Below are 14,424 nucleotides of genomic sequence, written 5' to 3' on the forward strand. Positions count from 1 at the left end.
TGAAGAATAAATCTAGAACTTTTTTATCAAAGCGCCATTATTCCTGCGTCAGCGATCCTCCCGCCGCCGACGCTCCACCAACGGCACCAGATAAACCGGCACCTTGGCCAATTGCAGGACCCGCGCCGCCGTGCGCCCCAACGGCGTTTCCGCGCCCACGCCGTGGCTGTGACTGCCGACGATCAGCAGATCGACAGAGAGTTTCTGCACCTGGTCGAGAATCACCTGCGACGGATCGCCCTGCAGCACGCGCACCGCGCGAATGCGCTGCAGATCCTGCGCGCCTTCATCTCCCAGCTCTTCGCGAAAACTGTCGAGCACCCGCTGCTCGATATTGGCGATGACAGTTTTCAGACCCTGGCTGTGAAATTCGTTCAATGCCTGCTCGTCGAGATAGCTCTGCAACACCGATTCGGCAAACAGCCCCATCGGCTCCACCGCGTGCACCACGTACAGATCGGCATTGAACGTTCGCGCCAACGCCAGGGCATGCTGCATCACTAACGGTGCGTACAGACCGAGGTCAGTGGCATACAGCATCGAACGAATCATATGACCTCCTCGCGTGCCAACATGGCGGAGATTTGATTCAGCTTAGCAGTGCCTTGGCGACTACGACGGGCGACGCAACGTCTTGAACCAAAGGGCTTTAGACCGACGGTTCGTTGCTGATGCCGTGCGGCACGTGGCCGGTGGCAACGACTTCGCGGGCGAGTTCGCAGTGGCCCGCCTGGTCGTCGAAAAACACGTCGGCAGCAAACGCTTCGAGAAACGCCGATTTGGTCAGGCCACCGAGGAACAGTGACTCGTCGAGACGAATGTCCCACTCGCGCAAGGTGCGGATCACCCGTTCATGGGCCGGTGCCGAACGCGCGGTGACCAGCGCCGTACGGATCGGGCAATCATCGTCGGGGAACTCCCGCTGGAGCAAATTGAGCGCCGCGAGAAAACCTTTGAACGGACCACCACGCAACGGTTCGCGCGCCGACTCGCGCTCCTTGGCCTGGAACGCCTCGAGCCCGCCGGACTGATAAACGCGCTCCGACTCATCGGAAAAAATCACCGCGTCACCGTCAAAGGCGATGCGCAATTCGTCACTGGCCGCGCGACTGGCACCACCGGACAGAATCGTCGCCGCTGCAAATCCGGCATCCAGAGCCGCGCGCACGTCTTCGGCATGGGTCGAAAGAAACAGGTCGCAGCCAAAGGCTTTCAGATACGGATACGGACTGCGCCCGCCGACAAACGCCGCGCGGGAAATCGCCAGACCGTAATGGTGAATCGAGTTGAACACGCGCAGGCCGGTGTCGGCGCTGTTGCGCGAGACCAGAATCACCTCGACCCGTGCACGGCCAAGGCGACTGTTCAGGCTCAGGAGTTTCTCCACCAGCGGGAAGGCATCGCCGGGCGCAAGAATTTCGTCTTCGTGCTCGATCTGGTATTGCCGATAGGCTTCGACGCCGCTCGACAAGTAGACCTTGTGGCTCTCACTCAGGTCGAACAAGGCGCGTGACGAAATCGCCAGCACCAGTTTGTCATCGATGTTCTTCGCCATGCCTTCCCCCAAAGCGACCGGCCTAAACGTTGCGCCGGTCGATAAAACGTAAATTGCGATACAGCGCTTCGATGCGCGGCAGTTCACAGCCCGCCGCTTTCGCCACTGCCAGTGGACGAGCGTAGATCGCCTCCAGCTCCAGCGGTCGCTTATGTAAAAAGTCGTGGTGCATGCTCGGCCAGTAGTCGGGCATTTTCTCGGTCATCATAAACAGATAGTCGGCGTATCCCGGCGGCACGTCGTGGCCGCAGGCTTTGGCGCCCTGCACCACTTCGGCCATCAACGCCTGGATCAACGCACGGCTGTCGGCATCCGCCATCAGCGGCGTGGTGCTGGCGCCGAGCAACACCGAGAGTCCGTTGTAGGGAACATTCCAGATCAGTTTCTGCCAGCGCGCCTGCTGCAGATTGGGCATCGCCTGGGAATCGAGACCTGCGCTGCGGAACAGGCCGGCGCCCTCTTCGACAATGGCCATACGTGCAACGTCATCGATGGCCGGACCGCTGTGATAGCCAACATTGACTGCGCCCAAGGCTTGATGAGTGACTTGCCCTGGTCTCTCGCGGTGCACGCAGTTCAGGCACAAACCACCCAGCAGATGCAAAGAGTCGGGGAGCAGCTCACGCAGGCTGTCTTCGACGTCGAGGCCGTTTTGCAGCACCAGCACTTTCGCATCCGGTTTGGCCGCTTGAATGATAGAAGGCGCGAGGCCGGTGTTGCTGGTGGTTTTCGCCCCGACCAACAGCCAGTCGCATTTGGGCATATCCTCGGCGGCCGAATAGGCTTGCACCGGATTCAGTGTCAGCGGGCCATGCACCGCGCTGTTGATTTGCAAACCGCGTTCAGCCACCGCCGAAAACTCGCTGCGCAACAGAAAGTGCACATCGAAACCGGCACGCGCCAGCATTACGCCGTAGAAACCACCAATTGCGCCGGTGCCGATAATCCCTACGACCGGTTTATCAGAGCCCGGTTTATTCTCTGCCCCCATCATGGCAACTCCTCTGCAACTCGACCCAGTGCCTGCGCCAGCGCCGCGTTCAACGCATCGACCGTCAGGCGCGTGTGCAATGCCCCAAAGAACTCGCCGTCGCGCACCACAAACAGCGCCGGCAAATGAAAGACCTGATAGCGCTCCACCAGCCCGCCGTTGTCGCCGGCATCGATCCAGCACAGGCGATCGATGTCCAACGTCAGATCCGGCAACACTTCGCGGGCATAGCGGCAACTGGCGCAGCCGACGCTGGTGAAAATCACCAGCGAAACGCCGCTCATCGCCAATAGCCGTTGGTCGGCGTCGAAATCGGTCAGTTCGGATTCGACCACTATACTGGGGGAAACAATGTCAAATGGCCGACACAGGGAGTCTGTGCTCATGGGACGTTTCATTCCTCATCCGGACGAGGTGCCGGTTGAATTAACCTTGCTCAAGCCTGAGTGTATTTCCAGGCAACAGCTGCACACTATCAGCCTCGGCGGCATCGCTTGCAATTACCACCGAGCCTGGCGCCATGGCACGGCCCTGCAAGTGCGCATGCCGTCACTCAATGCCGACATCTGCTATCCGGGCTATGTGGCGTGGTGTCTGCGACGCAAAAAAGGCTATCTGGTGGGCATCGCGTTTACCGATGAGCAGACGCTGTTCAGTGCGCGAATGGGTGAGCAGGTGTGTCAGATAGAGCGCTATTGCCGCATGCACGACACCCACGATGACCTGCAAGAAATTCAGGCAGTGGCCCTGCAATGGGTCGAGCAACACGCCGACGAGTTCTCCCACGACAGCGTGCGCAAGGCTTTTGCGCAGCCAGCGCTGGACTAAAGCACCTTTTGCCCATTGTCGAACAGGCGCTTTACGCGCTAAGGTTCCGCTCCCCGACGCGCTTAAATCTGCTGTGCTCCGCCGCGCGGGGATCGCTGGCGGCCGGCACCCGTGACCTGACGAGTAAACGATGGCTGATTTACCGATCAACGACCTAAACGTCGCCTCTAACGAGACCCTGATCACTCCCGATCAGCTCAAGCGTGATATCCCTCTGAGCGACGCTGCCCTGCGCACCGTCACCAAGGGCCGCGAAGTCATTCGCAACATTCTTGATGGCACTGACCACCGTCTGTTCGTAGTGATCGGCCCATGCTCGATCCACGATATCAAGGCTGCCCACGAATACGCCGATCGCCTCAAGGTGCTGGCGGAGGAAGTCTCCGACACCCTGTATCTGGTCATGCGCGTGTATTTCGAGAAGCCACGCACCACCGTCGGCTGGAAAGGCCTGATCAACGATCCGTATCTGGACGACTCGTTCAAGATTCAGGACGGTCTGCACATCGGTCGTCAGTTGCTGCTGGATCTGGCCGAAAAAGGCCTGCCGACCGCGACCGAAGCCCTCGACCCGATCTCCCCGCAATATCTGCAGGACCTGATCAGCTGGTCGGCCATCGGCGCGCGTACTACCGAATCGCAGACTCACCGCGAAATGGCTTCCGGCCTGTCCTCGGCCGTCGGCTTCAAGAACGGCACTGACGGTGGTCTGACTGTGGCAATCAACGCCTTGCAGTCGGTGTCCAGCCCGCACCGTTTCCTCGGTATCAACCAGGAAGGTGGCGTGTCGATCGTCACCACCAAAGGCAACGCCTACGGTCACGTGGTGCTGCGCGGTGGTAACGGCAAGCCGAACTACGATTCGGTCAGCGTTGCCCTGTGCGAACAGGCACTGGACAAGGCCAGGATCAAGCCGAACATCATGGTCGACTGCAGTCACGCCAACTCCAACAAGGATCCAGCGCTGCAACCGCTGGTGATGGAGAACGTCGCCAACCAGATCCTCGAAGGCAACCAGTCGATCATCGGCCTGATGGTCGAGAGTCATCTGAACTGGGGTTGCCAGGCCATTCCGAAAGACCTCGCCGACCTGCAATACGGCGTGTCGATCACCGATGCCTGCATCGACTGGTCTGCCACCGAGAACACCCTGCGCAGCATGCACGCCAAGCTCAAGGACGTTTTGCCGAAACGCCAGCGCGGCTGATCAGCGTCTTACAGGCATAAAAAAACGCCGGGCAATGCCCGGCGTTTTTGTGTGTGCGATTCAGATCTTGGCGGCGCGGCGCTGATGACGTTCCATGTAGCGCTCGACGTAGGAGCAGGACGGGATCACCGTGTAGCCCATTTCTTCGGCGTACTGCAACGCGCTTTCGGTCAGCGCTGCAGCAATGCCACGGCCACGCAGGGCATTGGGCACAAACGTGCGATAGATATCCAGGGTCTGTTTCCCCAGATCCATATACGTCAGGTAGGCACGATGACCGTCCACATTGGTCTCGAACTGATGACCAGCCTGGTCATGGTGGATGGACAACGCCTCGCTCATCACTACTCCTCGCGGGTCTTGAATTCTGACCCCTACCTTACCGATGTTTTTCCGGCGAAGGAACATCTACGCCACCCCGTGCCTGATGGACACCGAGAAGAGCCACACCGATCTCGCGCAACCTGGCACCTGATAAATAGTAGGCACCATTGGCAAAAATGCTCAAGGTGCGCTCGTCATCAAGCGGGTTGACGGGGTTTGCTCCAAGGGACGCAGAGGTGATTGGGGAGAAGATCTTCCCGGGCCACTCACCTGAACATTGCCGGATGTTGAGACTTAAGACGTGCAGCCTTTTTTAAAGTCACCTCAACATGGACAAAGATAAGCGAAGCAGCACGCAAAATCGGAACAAAAGTGTGGACGAATTCATATAGACAGACTTTAGCCAAGACTGCAAAAACAGCACGTGGCTACGGGAACTTTTTCTCATTAACTCGCTCAGCTCGGGGCTTGCGGCTGGGTATTTTTTAAACAGCGCAGTTAAAAGTTGCTCGAAAAAGAATCAACGCCTACAATTTTTTTTGCTTCTTGCCTTACGTCAGTTTACTTACTACAAGTAATGGGTAGTATGTACGCCGGCTATTTCCTCAATCGTGAGGAGACAGTCACTTAATTTGAAAGTCCTTGAAGGGGAACACGATGAACAACGTTCTGAAATTCTCTGCTCTGGCTCTGGCCGCAGTTCTGGCTACCGGTTGCAGCAGCGCATCGAAAGAAACCGAAGCACGTCTGACCGCTACTGAAGACGCAGCTGCTCGCTCCCAGGCTCGTGCAGACGAAGCTTACCGTAAAGCTGATGAAGCTCTGGCTGCTGCTCAAAAAGCACAACAGACTGCTGACGAAGCTAACGAGCGTGCTCTGCGCATGCTGGACAAAGCTAGCCGCAAGTAATAATCCCTCGGGATTGTTATCGAGCCGACCCGATTTATCGGGTCGGCTTTTTTATTGCCCATCGTTTTGTTCAGGCAATAAAAAACCCGCCGACGCTTCACGCATCGACGGGTTCCGGAGTACGACTTACTGCTGCAGGTCGATCGGTGTATTGGCAACAATCGGTGCCGAAGTATTCGGTGTACCGATTTCCGTTGGCAGGCCATCTTCGGCTGCGACCACATCCCGCACCACATCCCAGTTCACGCGCAGGTTACTGGTGACATCTTCACGCTTGAGCATCGCGTTGATCACTGCGGTGTGCTTGTCGACCACCGAAGGGTTGCCCTTGTCGTCGATCGGCGTGTGCGCTTCCAGATAGACCTTGCCGCCACTGCTGCCGAACTTGTAGGCATCATTGAGGATGCGCACCGACGTGCCGACCGGGACCATGCCGGCCATTTCCAGCACGTTGTTGTTGAACATGCGGAAGCAGCCGTGGCTGGTGCGCATGCCGATACCGAATTTCTTGTTCGAACCGTGGATCAGATAACCCGGCGTGCCCAGAGTGAACTTGAACGGGCCCAGCGGATTGTCCGGACCGGCCGGCACTACGTTCGGTAGCGGGTCGCCATCAGCGGCGTGTTCCGCCTTGATCGATGCGGGAGGCGTCCAGGTCGGGTTTGGCGTTTTGGCGGTGATCGAAGTGTGCGCGATCGGCGAACCCCAACCCTCACGACCAATACCCAGCGGGAACGTGTACACCACGTTGCGGCCTTTCGGGAAATAGTAGAGGCGGTACTCGGCAAGGTTGATGACGATGCCTTCACGCGGGCCCGGCGGCAGAATGAAACGGGTCGGCAAGACGATTTCGGTGCCGGCGCCCGGCAACCAGGCATCGACGCCCGGGTTGGCCGCGACCATCTCCGAGTAACCCAGATCGTACTTCGTGCCGAGATCGGCGAAGGTGTCTTCGTACTTGGCTTTGATCACCTGCACCTGACCGATGATGTCTTCACCGGGTGGTGGCAGGGGAAACTCCAATGCAGCAACGGGACCGGCCACACACAGGGCGGCAAGTGACAGGCAGCGGGTGACGGCAGGAAAGCGCGGCAACATCCGGAAAATCCTTCGCATGATCAACAAGGGTATAAGAGCGCGATTGTACACCGCACTTTGAATATTCGGGGAGCCACGCCGATGGACCGTGCTGAATGCGAAAAGATCGCAGCCTTCGGCAGCTCCTACAGGATTACGCGAACCCATGTAGGAGCTGCCGTAGGCTGCGATCTTTTGCTCTTAAAGCTCGAAACGCAGCTCCGGCCAGATCGGCGAGGTGCCGCGTTTTTGCGACTCCAGAATAGCCCGGCACAGCGAACACAGGCGCTGATCCTGAAAAACCCGACGATCCACACTCGACCAGCGCGGCTGCGCCGGCAGCAGACTGCCGCACAGGGTGCGATCGGCCGAGCCACCGAGTTCGAGTTGCCGCGTCACCAGATGCACCCGCACTTCCTGGCAGGCGAACAGATCCAGCTGCTCGTCAGGCTCGATCAGTTGGTAGGCAAACAGGGACCAGGCAGAACGCGACATCGGGGGCTCCAAATAAGGGGGCGCCACATTAGCCGAAAGCCTGCCCTTAGAAAAGCCTCATAACAGCGGTTTTAGCGTCGGCCAGACATTTTCCAGCAACTTGCTCTGAGCCCCGACTGCCGGGTGCAGACCATCGGCCTGCATCAAGTCCGGATGACCGCCGACGCCGTCGAGGAAAAACGGTACCAGCGGGATCTTTTTGTCGTCGGCGAGTTTGCCGTAGACCTCGGCAAAAGCATCGGTGTAACGCTTGCCATAATTGGGCGGCAGTTGCATGCCGAGCAACAGCACCTTGGCCCCGCTCTGACGCGAACTGTCGATCATCGAGGCAAGATTTTGTTGCAATTGAGTTGGCGGCATTCCGCGCAAGCCATCGTTGCCGCCCAGTTCGAGGATCACCAGTTCCGGCTTATGCTCTGCAAGCAGCGCGGGCAGCCGCGCCTGGCCTCCGGCACTGGTGTCGCCGCTGATCGAGGCATTGACCACTTTATCGTCGAAACCCTCCTGTTTGAGCCGTTGCTCAAGCAACGAGACCCACCCCAAGCGGGTATCCAGTCCGAAACCAGCGCTGATACTATCGCCAACGATCAGGACAGTACCCGCCGCTGCGTTCTGGGCCATGCACATCAAGGCCAGGCCAGCACTCAAAAACCACACACGCATCGGATTCTCCATGGGCGCAAGCATTCTCACCGCGAAGAACCTCAGCAAAGTGGTTCCCAGCGCGGAAGGTGAACTGACTATCCTGCACGAACTCAGCCTGGAACTGAACAAGGGCGACAGCCTCGCCATCGTCGGCGCGTCCGGTTCGGGCAAATCCACCCTCCTCGGCCTGCTCGCCGGTCTCGACCTGCCGAGCAGTGGCGAAGTCATTCTCGCCGGCCAAGGCCTGAGCAATCTCGACGAAGACCAGCGCGCACGCATTCGTGCCGAACATGTCGGTTTCGTCTTCCAGTCCTTCCAACTGCTCGACAGTCTCAATGCGCTGGAAAACGTCATGCTGCCGCTGGAGCTCGACGGCCGCAAAGATGCGCGTGAGCGTGCGACCGAACTGCTCCAGCGCGTCGGCCTCGGCCAGCGCCTGACCCATTCGCCGCGCCAGCTCTCGGGTGGCGAACAGCAGCGCGTGGCGATTGCCCGAGCGTTTGCTGCCGAGCCTGACGTGCTGTTTGCCGATGAACCCACCGGCAACCTCGACAGCCATACCGGTGAGCGCATCAGCGATTTGCTCTTCGAATTGAACAAGGAGCGCGGCACCACCCTGGTGCTGGTCACCCACGACGAACGTCTGGCCCATCGTTGCCGGCGCCTGATCCGTCTTGAAGCCGGGCTGCTGATCGCCCCTCTGGAGCCTTGATGGCACGTTTGCCGCTGTTGCGTCTGTTCAGTCTCGCTATACGCCAGCTCCTGCGCGATGCCCGCGCCGGCGAATTGCGCGTGTTGTTCTTCGCGTTGGTCGTTGCAGTAGCGGCGAGTACCGCCATCGGCTATTTCGGCGCCCGCCTGAACGGCGCGATGATGCTGCGCGCGACTGAGTTTCTCGGCGCCGATCTGGTTCTCGAAGGCAGTTCCCCGGCCCGTGAAGAACAGATCAGGAGTGGTACCGAGCTGCGCCTGAATCACGCACAAGTGGTGGAGTTCTCCAGTGTCATCGCCACCGACAACGGCATTCAGCTGTCGAGCATCAAAGCCGTCGACCGCGCCTATCCGTTGCGCGGCGAACTGAAGAGTGCGCCAGCGCCTTTCGCCACCGAAGAAACCGGCGGCGAACCGCAACCGGGCGAAGCCTGGGTCGAGGCACGCCTGCTGACCGCACTGGATCTGAAGATCGGCGACAGCATTGATGTCGGCATGAAGACATTGAAAATGACCCGTGTGCTGACCTACGAACCGGATCGCGCCGGCAACTTCTACAGCCTGACGCCCCGGGTGCTGATCAACCTCGATGACCTCGCCGCCACCGGTGTCGTGCAACCCGGCAGCCGCGTGAGTTACCGCGAACTGTGGCGCGGTGAACCGCAGGCGCTGGAAACCTATCGGCAACTGATCAAACCCGGGCTCGCCGCCAACCAGCGGATACAGGATGCCCGCGATGGCAACCGGCAGATTGGCGGTGCGCTGGGCAAGGCCGAACGTTACCTGAACATGGCCAGTCTGGTAGCGGTGTTGTTGGCCGGCGTGGCGGTGGCCTTGTCGGCCAACCGTTTCGCCAGTCGCCGCTTCGATGCCAGCGCCTTGCTACGCTGCCTCGGCCTATCGCGCCGGGAAACCATGGTGCTGTTCAGTTTGCAATTGACCGTGCTCGGCCTGCTCGCCGCACTGAGTGGTGCATTGCTCGGCTGGCTGGCGCAACTGGGCCTGTTCGCGCTGCTGCATGATTTGCTGCCAAGTGATGTGCCACCGGGCGGTCTGTTTCCAGCCATCGCCGGGATCGGCACCGGGCTGGTCGCATTGGCCGGTTTCGCCTTGCCGCCGCTGGCCGCATTGGGTCGCGTGCCGCCGCTGCGTGTGCTGCGCCGGGACATGCTGCCGATTCCGTCGAGTACGTGGATGGTTTACGGCGCCGCACTGGGTGCGCTCGGCCTGATCATGTGGCGCCTGAGCCTTGATCTGCTGCTGACATTCGCCCTGCTCGGCGGTGGCGTAGTCGCCGCACTGGTACTGGGCGGCTTGCTGTTGTTGCTGTTGCAAAGCCTGCGGCGGATGCTCGCCCGCGCTTCGCTGCCATGGCGCCTGGGCCTGGGCCAGTTGCTGCGCCATCCGCTGGCAGCGGCCGGCCAGTCGTTGGCGTTCGGTCTGATTCTGCTGTCGATGGCCCTGATCGCGTTGCTGCGCGGTGAACTGCTCGACACCTGGCAAAACCAGCTACCGAAAAACGCGCCTAACTACTTCGCGTTGAACATTTTGCCGGCAGACAAACAAGCCTTCACCGATCACCTGATCAAGGTCTCCGCACAAGCTGCGCCACTGTATCCGGTGGTGCCGGGGCGATTGATCAGCATCAACGGAGAAGCGGTGCAGCAAATCGTCAGCAAGGATTCGGCCGGCGACCGTGCGGTTCAAAGAGATTTGAGTCTGACCTGGGCTGCTGACTTACCGGCGGGCAACAAGCTCACGGCGGGTGAATGGTGGAAGGAACAGCCAACCGACGGTGTTCCCGGTGTCTCGGTGGAAGGCAAAGTCGCCGAAAGCCTCAAGCTCAAACTCGGCGATCAGATGGTGTTCAACGTCGGCGGGGTCAATCGTGAAGCGAAGGTCACCAGCCTGCGCGAAATCAACTGGGACAACTTCCAGCCGAACTTCTTCATGATCTTCCAGCCCGGTACGTTGAAGGATCTGCCGGCGACTTACCTGACCAGCTTCTATCTGGCGCCAGGTCATGACCAGCAGATCGTCGAACTGTCACGCACGTTCCCGGCAGTGACCATTCTTCAGGTCGAAGCGCTGCTCGAACAACTGCGCAGCATCCTCGCCCAAGTCACCCTGGCGGTCGAATATGTGTTGTTGTTTGTGTTGGCGGCGGGCATGGCCGTACTGTTCTCCGGTTTGCAGTCGACGCTCGATGAACGTATCCGCCAAGGCGCGCTGTTGCGTGCCTTGGGTGCAGAGCGGCAGTTGCTGATCAAGGCACGGCGCATCGAGTTCGGTTTGCTCGGTGCGGTCAGCGGCCTGCTTGCAGCGATCGGTTCGGAAGTGGTGAGTCTGGTGTTGTATCGCTACGCGTTCGATCTACCGTGGCACCCTCATCCGTGGTTGCTGGTGCTGCCGTTGATTGGCGCGGCGCTGATTGGTGGTGCCGGCGTGTTCGGTACGCGTCGGGCGCTCAACGCAAGTCCACTGACAGTGTTGCGTGAGGGTTGATAGACTCAGGCGGTCTTAATCACAAGAAGTTGCCATGAGCCGTTATCGCCCTCCCCGCACCGCCGGCACCGCGCTGATCACCCCTGAAGGTGAAGCGCGGATGCGTGCCGAATTTCATGAGCTGTGGCATGTGCGCCGCCCGCAGGTGACGCAATCGGTCAGCGAGGCAGCGGCTCAGGGTGATCGCTCGGAAAACGCCGAATACACCTACGGCAAGAAAATGCTGCGCGAGATCGACAGTCGCGTGCGCTTTCTGACCAAACGTCTGGAAGCGTTGAAAGTCGTCAGTGAAAAACCCAGTGATCCGAACAAGGTCTACTTCGGCGCGTGGGTGACCATCGAAGACGAAGACGGCAAGCAATCGCGCTACCGCATCGTCGGTCCGGATGAACTGGATCTGAAACTGGGCCTGATCAGCATCGACTCACCACTGGCCCGCGCCTTGATCGGCAAGGCGCTGGATGCGGAAGTCAGGGTGCAGACGCCAACCGGTGAGCAGTTCGTTTACATCGTCGCTATCGACTATCCGTAAAGCGTATTAGCGGCGAGTGATCAGGCCCTGCCGCGCAACGCGGACCAGTTGCTTGATCATCTCTGGCGCATCTTCGGCAGTCGGGGCCTGAATCACCGCAAGATCAAAACTGTCAGTGGCAAAACGTGCCAGCGACTCGCCGTCTTCGACAAACTGGATGAGGAACGCGGCAGGACCGCCGCTGCGACGTGGCCAGCCATCGAGATAACGCAACAGCGTCGGCTGATGTTTGCCGCCAAGGAGAATTTTCGGGTTGCGCTGGGTGATATGTGCCGTGATCGGCGCGGGACGTGCTGGAGGGCGTAGTGCATTCATCGTGTCGTGTCTCTGCCTCAAAAGTCTGCATGGCAGGTGAGAGGCAACACCGAACCAGCGCTTTAGCGGTATTTCGAAGCCCTGTTTCGGCTTCTGACGGCAACTGTTGAAGTCACCTGGCGCCCCGCAAGTAGCTGTTTAAATCGGCGCATGGGCAACATCCTAGAGAACGTGACCGATCAGTGTCAAGAATCAGCCGCAACAAAAAAGGCCCGCACGATGCGGGCCTATTTCCTTGAGCCAGAGCGCTCAACCGGCGATGGCGCGATCCACCGAGAGCTTGCCGGCGCCTTCGATCAGCACGGCGAGACTGCCACCGAGCAGGGCCAGAGCGAACTCGTAACCGTTGTTAGCCATAAACAGACCGTTGCTGATGTGTACGGTGAAGATCGCCACCAGCGACAGGAAGGTCAGACCCAATGCTGCCGGACGTACCAGCAGGCCGATGATCAAAGCCAGGCCAGCGAAGAACTCAGTACCGCCCGCCAGGGTCGCCATCAGGTAGCCCGGGTGCAGGCCAATGCTGTCCATGTACTGAGCCGTGCCCGCCAGACCATACCCACCGAACAGACCGAAGAGTTTTTGCGAGCCGTGAGCGGCGAAGATCACGCCGACCGCAATGCGCAGAATGGTCAGACCGTAGCCGGCGCGAGTGAACAGTACTTTGTTGATCAGAGAGCTCATGGGGCATTCCTTGTTTTTGCGAGAAGTTGTGTGTGTTGGTTGGCCGCTATATTAATCAATAAATTTCATGTTAAAAGCGCAAATATTCCGCCATAACAATCAACTTATTAGATCATTTCCGTGAGACGACTTTTTGCGCCCCGGGCTCCAACGACTCCCGCTCCCGGTCGAACGCCAAGTAATACTTGTTCACGCTATTAACATAGCTGACCGGCCCCATTCCTACCTGCTCCATGGCGATGCGCTCGACCTGAAAGAACCACTGATTAGGGTTCAGCCCGCGCCGCCGGGCCTCGGCGCGCATGCCCTGCACGCGCTCGGGGCCAATGTTGTAGGCCGCCAGCGTGAAGGCCATGCGCTCGCGCTCATTGAGTTTGGGGCTGTTGAAAAACTTGCGGCGAATCATCGCCAGGTACTTGGCTCCGGCCTGCACATTCGCATCGAGATTCTGAATATTGTTCACGCCGACGCGCTGTGCAGCGGACGGAGTGATCTGCATCAGCCCGGTCGGGCCACTGCCGCTGCGGGCGTTGGGTTGCAGGCGTGATTCCTTGAACGCCAGCGCGGCCAGATTCAGCCAGTCCATGTTCTGCGCGGCAGCGTGCTTTTGCAGAGTCGGGCGCAGTTTTTCGAGACGCTGGCGATCGGCCTTAGCCAACGGATTGTGGACTTGGTACAGCCGTCGATAGATGCGCAAAAACGCAGCATCTTCGTTCGAGGGTTTCTTGTAACCGCCGAGGAAGCGGTCAATGCTTGCACGCAACATTGCGGCGTCGCGGCGCACGAACCAGTACTCCTCGCCCGGCTCGCTGATGATCAGTTGCCGGTCAAAACGCAGCTTCGGCAGGATCTTGCCCCAACGCTCGGCTATGGGTTGCTCGACGATGGTCAGGTGAAAAATCCCGCCCTGAACCATTTCCAGCACATCTTCGACCGCCAGGGTCGGATCGACCCATTCGATCTTGATCGGCGCCAGTTTGTGCAACGCCAGTTTCTGATTGAGCTGACTGACCGCCTCCCCCGCCGCACTGCCGGTGGGCAGCGCCAGTGTTTTGCCGGAGAGCTGCTCGACCTTGGTGTAGCGCCGCTCGCCCTTGATACCGACCAACACCAGCGGCACGTTGCTGGCGACCGGTTCGCTACTGGCCACGGCATAGCCAGATTGCAAATCAAGCAATTCACCCGGTGCGACCAGATCACCTTCGCCGCGCTGCAAGGCGCCGAGCAATTGATCCTTGGCTTTGGGAATGATCTTGAGGGTGATTTCCTGGCCATCGCGAGCATGGCCATTGAGGTATTGCTCGAAGGCGCGCAGGCGATGGTATTCGACGCCGATGGCTTGGCCCTGGACTTCGCCGGAGCTGTTGCGGCTCTGGTTGACCAGCACGCGCAACACACGACTGCTGCGAATCTCCGACAAGTCCCGCACCTTGGCGGCTGGTACAGCTTGCAGTGGCCCGGGCAGGCGCGCAACCGCCGTCATCGGCAGCAGCAGCGATCCACACAACAAGAGCAAAACCGAGGGACGAACCATCCACTCTCCGGAAAGAATACGGGGCGACTTCATCGTTAAAGATCGAAATCACCGTCGAAAACAGAGCGCCATGAGCGCTGGCAACGTGCGAGAGACTGGCACAGTAATGGCA

General features: G+C 59.5%; 17 protein-coding genes. 6 read left to right on the plus strand and 11 right to left on the minus strand.

Translation table 11 applies throughout. From position 1 onward, the window contains the following. Nucleotides 1-48: 48 nt before the first annotated feature. The 4 genes from PspR84_RS20400 to PspR84_RS20415 all read right to left on the minus strand — a co-directional run bounded on the left by PspR84_RS20400 (nucleotide 49) and on the right by PspR84_RS20415 (nucleotide 2,932). Nucleotides 49-552: a universal stress protein gene (locus tag PspR84_RS20400; RefSeq protein WP_160058917.1), complete on the minus strand. Its 504-nt coding sequence runs from the start codon at nucleotides 550-552 to the stop codon at nucleotides 49-51. 97 nt (nucleotides 553-649) lie between these two features. Next, the gene (locus PspR84_RS20405) at nucleotides 650-1,555 is read right to left on the minus strand and encodes a 5'-nucleotidase (protein WP_122844743.1); all 906 of its coding nucleotides are present in this window, start codon (nucleotides 1,553-1,555) and stop codon (nucleotides 650-652) included. A gap of 22 nt (nucleotides 1,556-1,577) precedes the next feature. Next, complete coding sequence (locus PspR84_RS20410) at nucleotides 1,578-2,549, minus strand: putative 2-dehydropantoate 2-reductase (protein WP_160058918.1); 972 nt, start codon at nucleotides 2,547-2,549, stop codon at nucleotides 1,578-1,580. After that, entirely contained in the window at nucleotides 2,546-2,932 is a 387-nt protein-coding gene (locus PspR84_RS20415; protein WP_160058919.1) for a thioredoxin family protein, read from the minus strand. Before PspR84_RS20415 ends, PspR84_RS20410 begins: the two co-directional genes overlap by 4 nt. Between PspR84_RS20415 and PspR84_RS20420 the strand changes: the two genes are divergently transcribed. Together PspR84_RS20420 and PspR84_RS20425 are read left to right on the plus strand one after the other, a co-directional pair. Beyond that, the gene (locus tag PspR84_RS20420; RefSeq protein WP_016985504.1) at nucleotides 2,931-3,374 is read left to right on the plus strand and encodes a PilZ domain-containing protein; all 444 of its coding nucleotides are present in this window, start codon (nucleotides 2,931-2,933) and stop codon (nucleotides 3,372-3,374) included. The two genes, PspR84_RS20415 and PspR84_RS20420, sit on opposite strands and share 2 nt — an antisense overlap. A gap of 130 nt (nucleotides 3,375-3,504) precedes the next feature. Continuing rightward, entirely contained in the window at nucleotides 3,505-4,581 is a 1,077-nt protein-coding gene (locus PspR84_RS20425; protein WP_160058920.1) for a 3-deoxy-7-phosphoheptulonate synthase, read from the plus strand. Nucleotides 4,582-4,641: 60 nt separating this feature from the next. Here the strand turns inward: PspR84_RS20425 and PspR84_RS20430 are convergent, their stop codons facing one another. Continuing rightward, the gene (locus tag PspR84_RS20430; RefSeq protein ID WP_003226804.1) at nucleotides 4,642-4,923 is read right to left on the minus strand and encodes a GNAT family N-acetyltransferase; all 282 of its coding nucleotides are present in this window, start codon (nucleotides 4,921-4,923) and stop codon (nucleotides 4,642-4,644) included. A 639-nt stretch (nucleotides 4,924-5,562) separates the two neighbouring features. Here PspR84_RS20430 and oprI point away from each other — a divergent pair. Beyond that, nucleotides 5,563-5,814 carry an outer membrane lipoprotei OprI gene (gene oprI / locus PspR84_RS20435; RefSeq protein ID WP_003199355.1) on the plus strand — a complete coding sequence of 84 codons (252 nt, stop codon included), beginning with the start codon at nucleotides 5,563-5,565 and terminating at the stop codon, nucleotides 5,812-5,814. 126 nt (nucleotides 5,815-5,940) lie between these two features. Here the strand turns inward: oprI and PspR84_RS20440 are convergent, their stop codons facing one another. From PspR84_RS20440 to PspR84_RS20450, 3 genes are all read right to left on the minus strand, one after another. Continuing rightward, entirely contained in the window at nucleotides 5,941-6,912 is a 972-nt protein-coding gene (locus PspR84_RS20440; RefSeq protein WP_127929247.1) for a L,D-transpeptidase family protein, read from the minus strand. A gap of 180 nt (nucleotides 6,913-7,092) precedes the next feature. Continuing rightward, nucleotides 7,093-7,386 (minus strand): hypothetical protein, encoded by a 294-nt coding sequence (locus tag PspR84_RS20445; protein ID WP_007908575.1) that lies wholly within the window; start codon nucleotides 7,384-7,386, stop codon nucleotides 7,093-7,095. 57 nt (nucleotides 7,387-7,443) lie between these two features. Beyond that, a complete protein-coding gene (locus PspR84_RS20450; RefSeq protein ID WP_160058921.1) occupies nucleotides 7,444-8,049 on the minus strand; it encodes an arylesterase in 606 nt (201 codons plus the stop codon). Nucleotides 8,050-8,059: 10 nt separating this feature from the next. Here PspR84_RS20450 and PspR84_RS20455 point away from each other — a divergent pair, with 10 nt between their 5' ends. The 3 genes from PspR84_RS20455 to greB are packed head-to-tail and all read left to right on the plus strand — an operon-like array spanning nucleotide 8,060 to nucleotide 11,779. Then, on the plus strand, nucleotides 8,060-8,743 hold the full coding sequence (locus tag PspR84_RS20455; protein ID WP_160058922.1) for an ABC transporter ATP-binding protein: 684 nt from the start codon (nucleotides 8,060-8,062) through the stop codon (nucleotides 8,741-8,743). Beyond that, a complete protein-coding gene (locus tag PspR84_RS20460; protein WP_160058923.1) occupies nucleotides 8,743-11,247 on the plus strand; it encodes an ABC transporter permease in 2,505 nt (834 codons plus the stop codon). The genes PspR84_RS20455 and PspR84_RS20460 overlap by 1 nt, the downstream gene beginning before the upstream one ends. A 34-nt stretch (nucleotides 11,248-11,281) precedes the next feature. Continuing rightward, nucleotides 11,282-11,779 carry a transcription elongation factor GreB gene (gene greB / locus PspR84_RS20465; RefSeq protein WP_003226818.1) on the plus strand — a complete coding sequence of 166 codons (498 nt, stop codon included), beginning with the start codon at nucleotides 11,282-11,284 and terminating at the stop codon, nucleotides 11,777-11,779. A gap of 6 nt (nucleotides 11,780-11,785) precedes the next feature. Here greB and PspR84_RS20470 read toward each other — a convergent pair whose 3' ends face one another. From PspR84_RS20470 to PspR84_RS20480, 3 genes are all read right to left on the minus strand, one after another. Continuing rightward, on the minus strand, nucleotides 11,786-12,094 hold the full coding sequence (locus tag PspR84_RS20470; protein WP_077573983.1) for a hypothetical protein: 309 nt from the start codon (nucleotides 12,092-12,094) through the stop codon (nucleotides 11,786-11,788). Nucleotides 12,095-12,343: 249 nt separating this feature from the next. Continuing rightward, on the minus strand, nucleotides 12,344-12,778 hold the full coding sequence (locus tag PspR84_RS20475; protein WP_007908568.1) for a DoxX family protein: 435 nt from the start codon (nucleotides 12,776-12,778) through the stop codon (nucleotides 12,344-12,346). A 112-nt stretch (nucleotides 12,779-12,890) separates the two neighbouring features. Further along, nucleotides 12,891-14,312 carry a transglycosylase SLT domain-containing protein gene (locus tag PspR84_RS20480; RefSeq protein ID WP_160058924.1) on the minus strand — a complete coding sequence of 474 codons (1,422 nt, stop codon included), beginning with the start codon at nucleotides 14,310-14,312 and terminating at the stop codon, nucleotides 12,891-12,893. Between the last annotated feature and the right edge of the window lie 112 nt (nucleotides 14,313-14,424).

Origin of the sequence: Pseudomonas sp. R84 (genome assembly GCF_009834515.1) — a bacterium.
Taxonomy (GTDB): domain Bacteria; phylum Pseudomonadota; class Gammaproteobacteria; order Pseudomonadales; family Pseudomonadaceae; genus Aquipseudomonas.

Excerpts from the sequence above, each read along its gene's own strand:
- PspR84_RS20400 (WP_160058917.1), bottom strand. The coding sequence starts at position 552 with ATGATTCGTTCGATGCTGTATGCCACTGACCTCGGTCTGTACGCACCG.
- PspR84_RS20405 (WP_122844743.1), bottom strand. The coding sequence starts at position 1,555 with ATGGCGAAGAACATCGATGACAAACTGGTGCTGGCGATTTCGTCACGC.
- PspR84_RS20410 (WP_160058918.1), bottom strand. The coding sequence starts at position 2,549 with ATGATGGGGGCAGAGAATAAACCGGGCTCTGATAAACCGGTCGTAGGG.
- PspR84_RS20420 (WP_016985504.1), top strand. The coding sequence starts at position 2,931 with ATGGGACGTTTCATTCCTCATCCGGACGAGGTGCCGGTTGAATTAACC.
- PspR84_RS20415 (WP_160058919.1), bottom strand. The coding sequence starts at position 2,932 with ATGAGCACAGACTCCCTGTGTCGGCCATTTGACATTGTTTCCCCCAGT.
- PspR84_RS20425 (WP_160058920.1), top strand. The coding sequence starts at position 3,505 with ATGGCTGATTTACCGATCAACGACCTAAACGTCGCCTCTAACGAGACC.
- PspR84_RS20430 (WP_003226804.1), bottom strand. The coding sequence starts at position 4,923 with ATGAGCGAGGCGTTGTCCATCCACCATGACCAGGCTGGTCATCAGTTC.
- oprI (WP_003199355.1), top strand. The coding sequence starts at position 5,563 with ATGAACAACGTTCTGAAATTCTCTGCTCTGGCTCTGGCCGCAGTTCTG.
- PspR84_RS20440 (WP_127929247.1), bottom strand. The coding sequence starts at position 6,912 with ATGTTGCCGCGCTTTCCTGCCGTCACCCGCTGCCTGTCACTTGCCGCC.
- PspR84_RS20445 (WP_007908575.1), bottom strand. The coding sequence starts at position 7,386 with ATGTCGCGTTCTGCCTGGTCCCTGTTTGCCTACCAACTGATCGAGCCT.
- PspR84_RS20450 (WP_160058921.1), bottom strand. The coding sequence starts at position 8,049 with ATGCGTGTGTGGTTTTTGAGTGCTGGCCTGGCCTTGATGTGCATGGCC.
- PspR84_RS20455 (WP_160058922.1), top strand. The coding sequence starts at position 8,060 with ATGGGCGCAAGCATTCTCACCGCGAAGAACCTCAGCAAAGTGGTTCCC.
- PspR84_RS20460 (WP_160058923.1), top strand. The coding sequence starts at position 8,743 with ATGGCACGTTTGCCGCTGTTGCGTCTGTTCAGTCTCGCTATACGCCAG.
- greB (WP_003226818.1), top strand. The coding sequence starts at position 11,282 with ATGAGCCGTTATCGCCCTCCCCGCACCGCCGGCACCGCGCTGATCACC.
- PspR84_RS20470 (WP_077573983.1), bottom strand. The coding sequence starts at position 12,094 with ATGAATGCACTACGCCCTCCAGCACGTCCCGCGCCGATCACGGCACAT.
- PspR84_RS20475 (WP_007908568.1), bottom strand. The coding sequence starts at position 12,778 with ATGAGCTCTCTGATCAACAAAGTACTGTTCACTCGCGCCGGCTACGGT.
- PspR84_RS20480 (WP_160058924.1), bottom strand. The coding sequence starts at position 14,312 with ATGGTTCGTCCCTCGGTTTTGCTCTTGTTGTGTGGATCGCTGCTGCTG.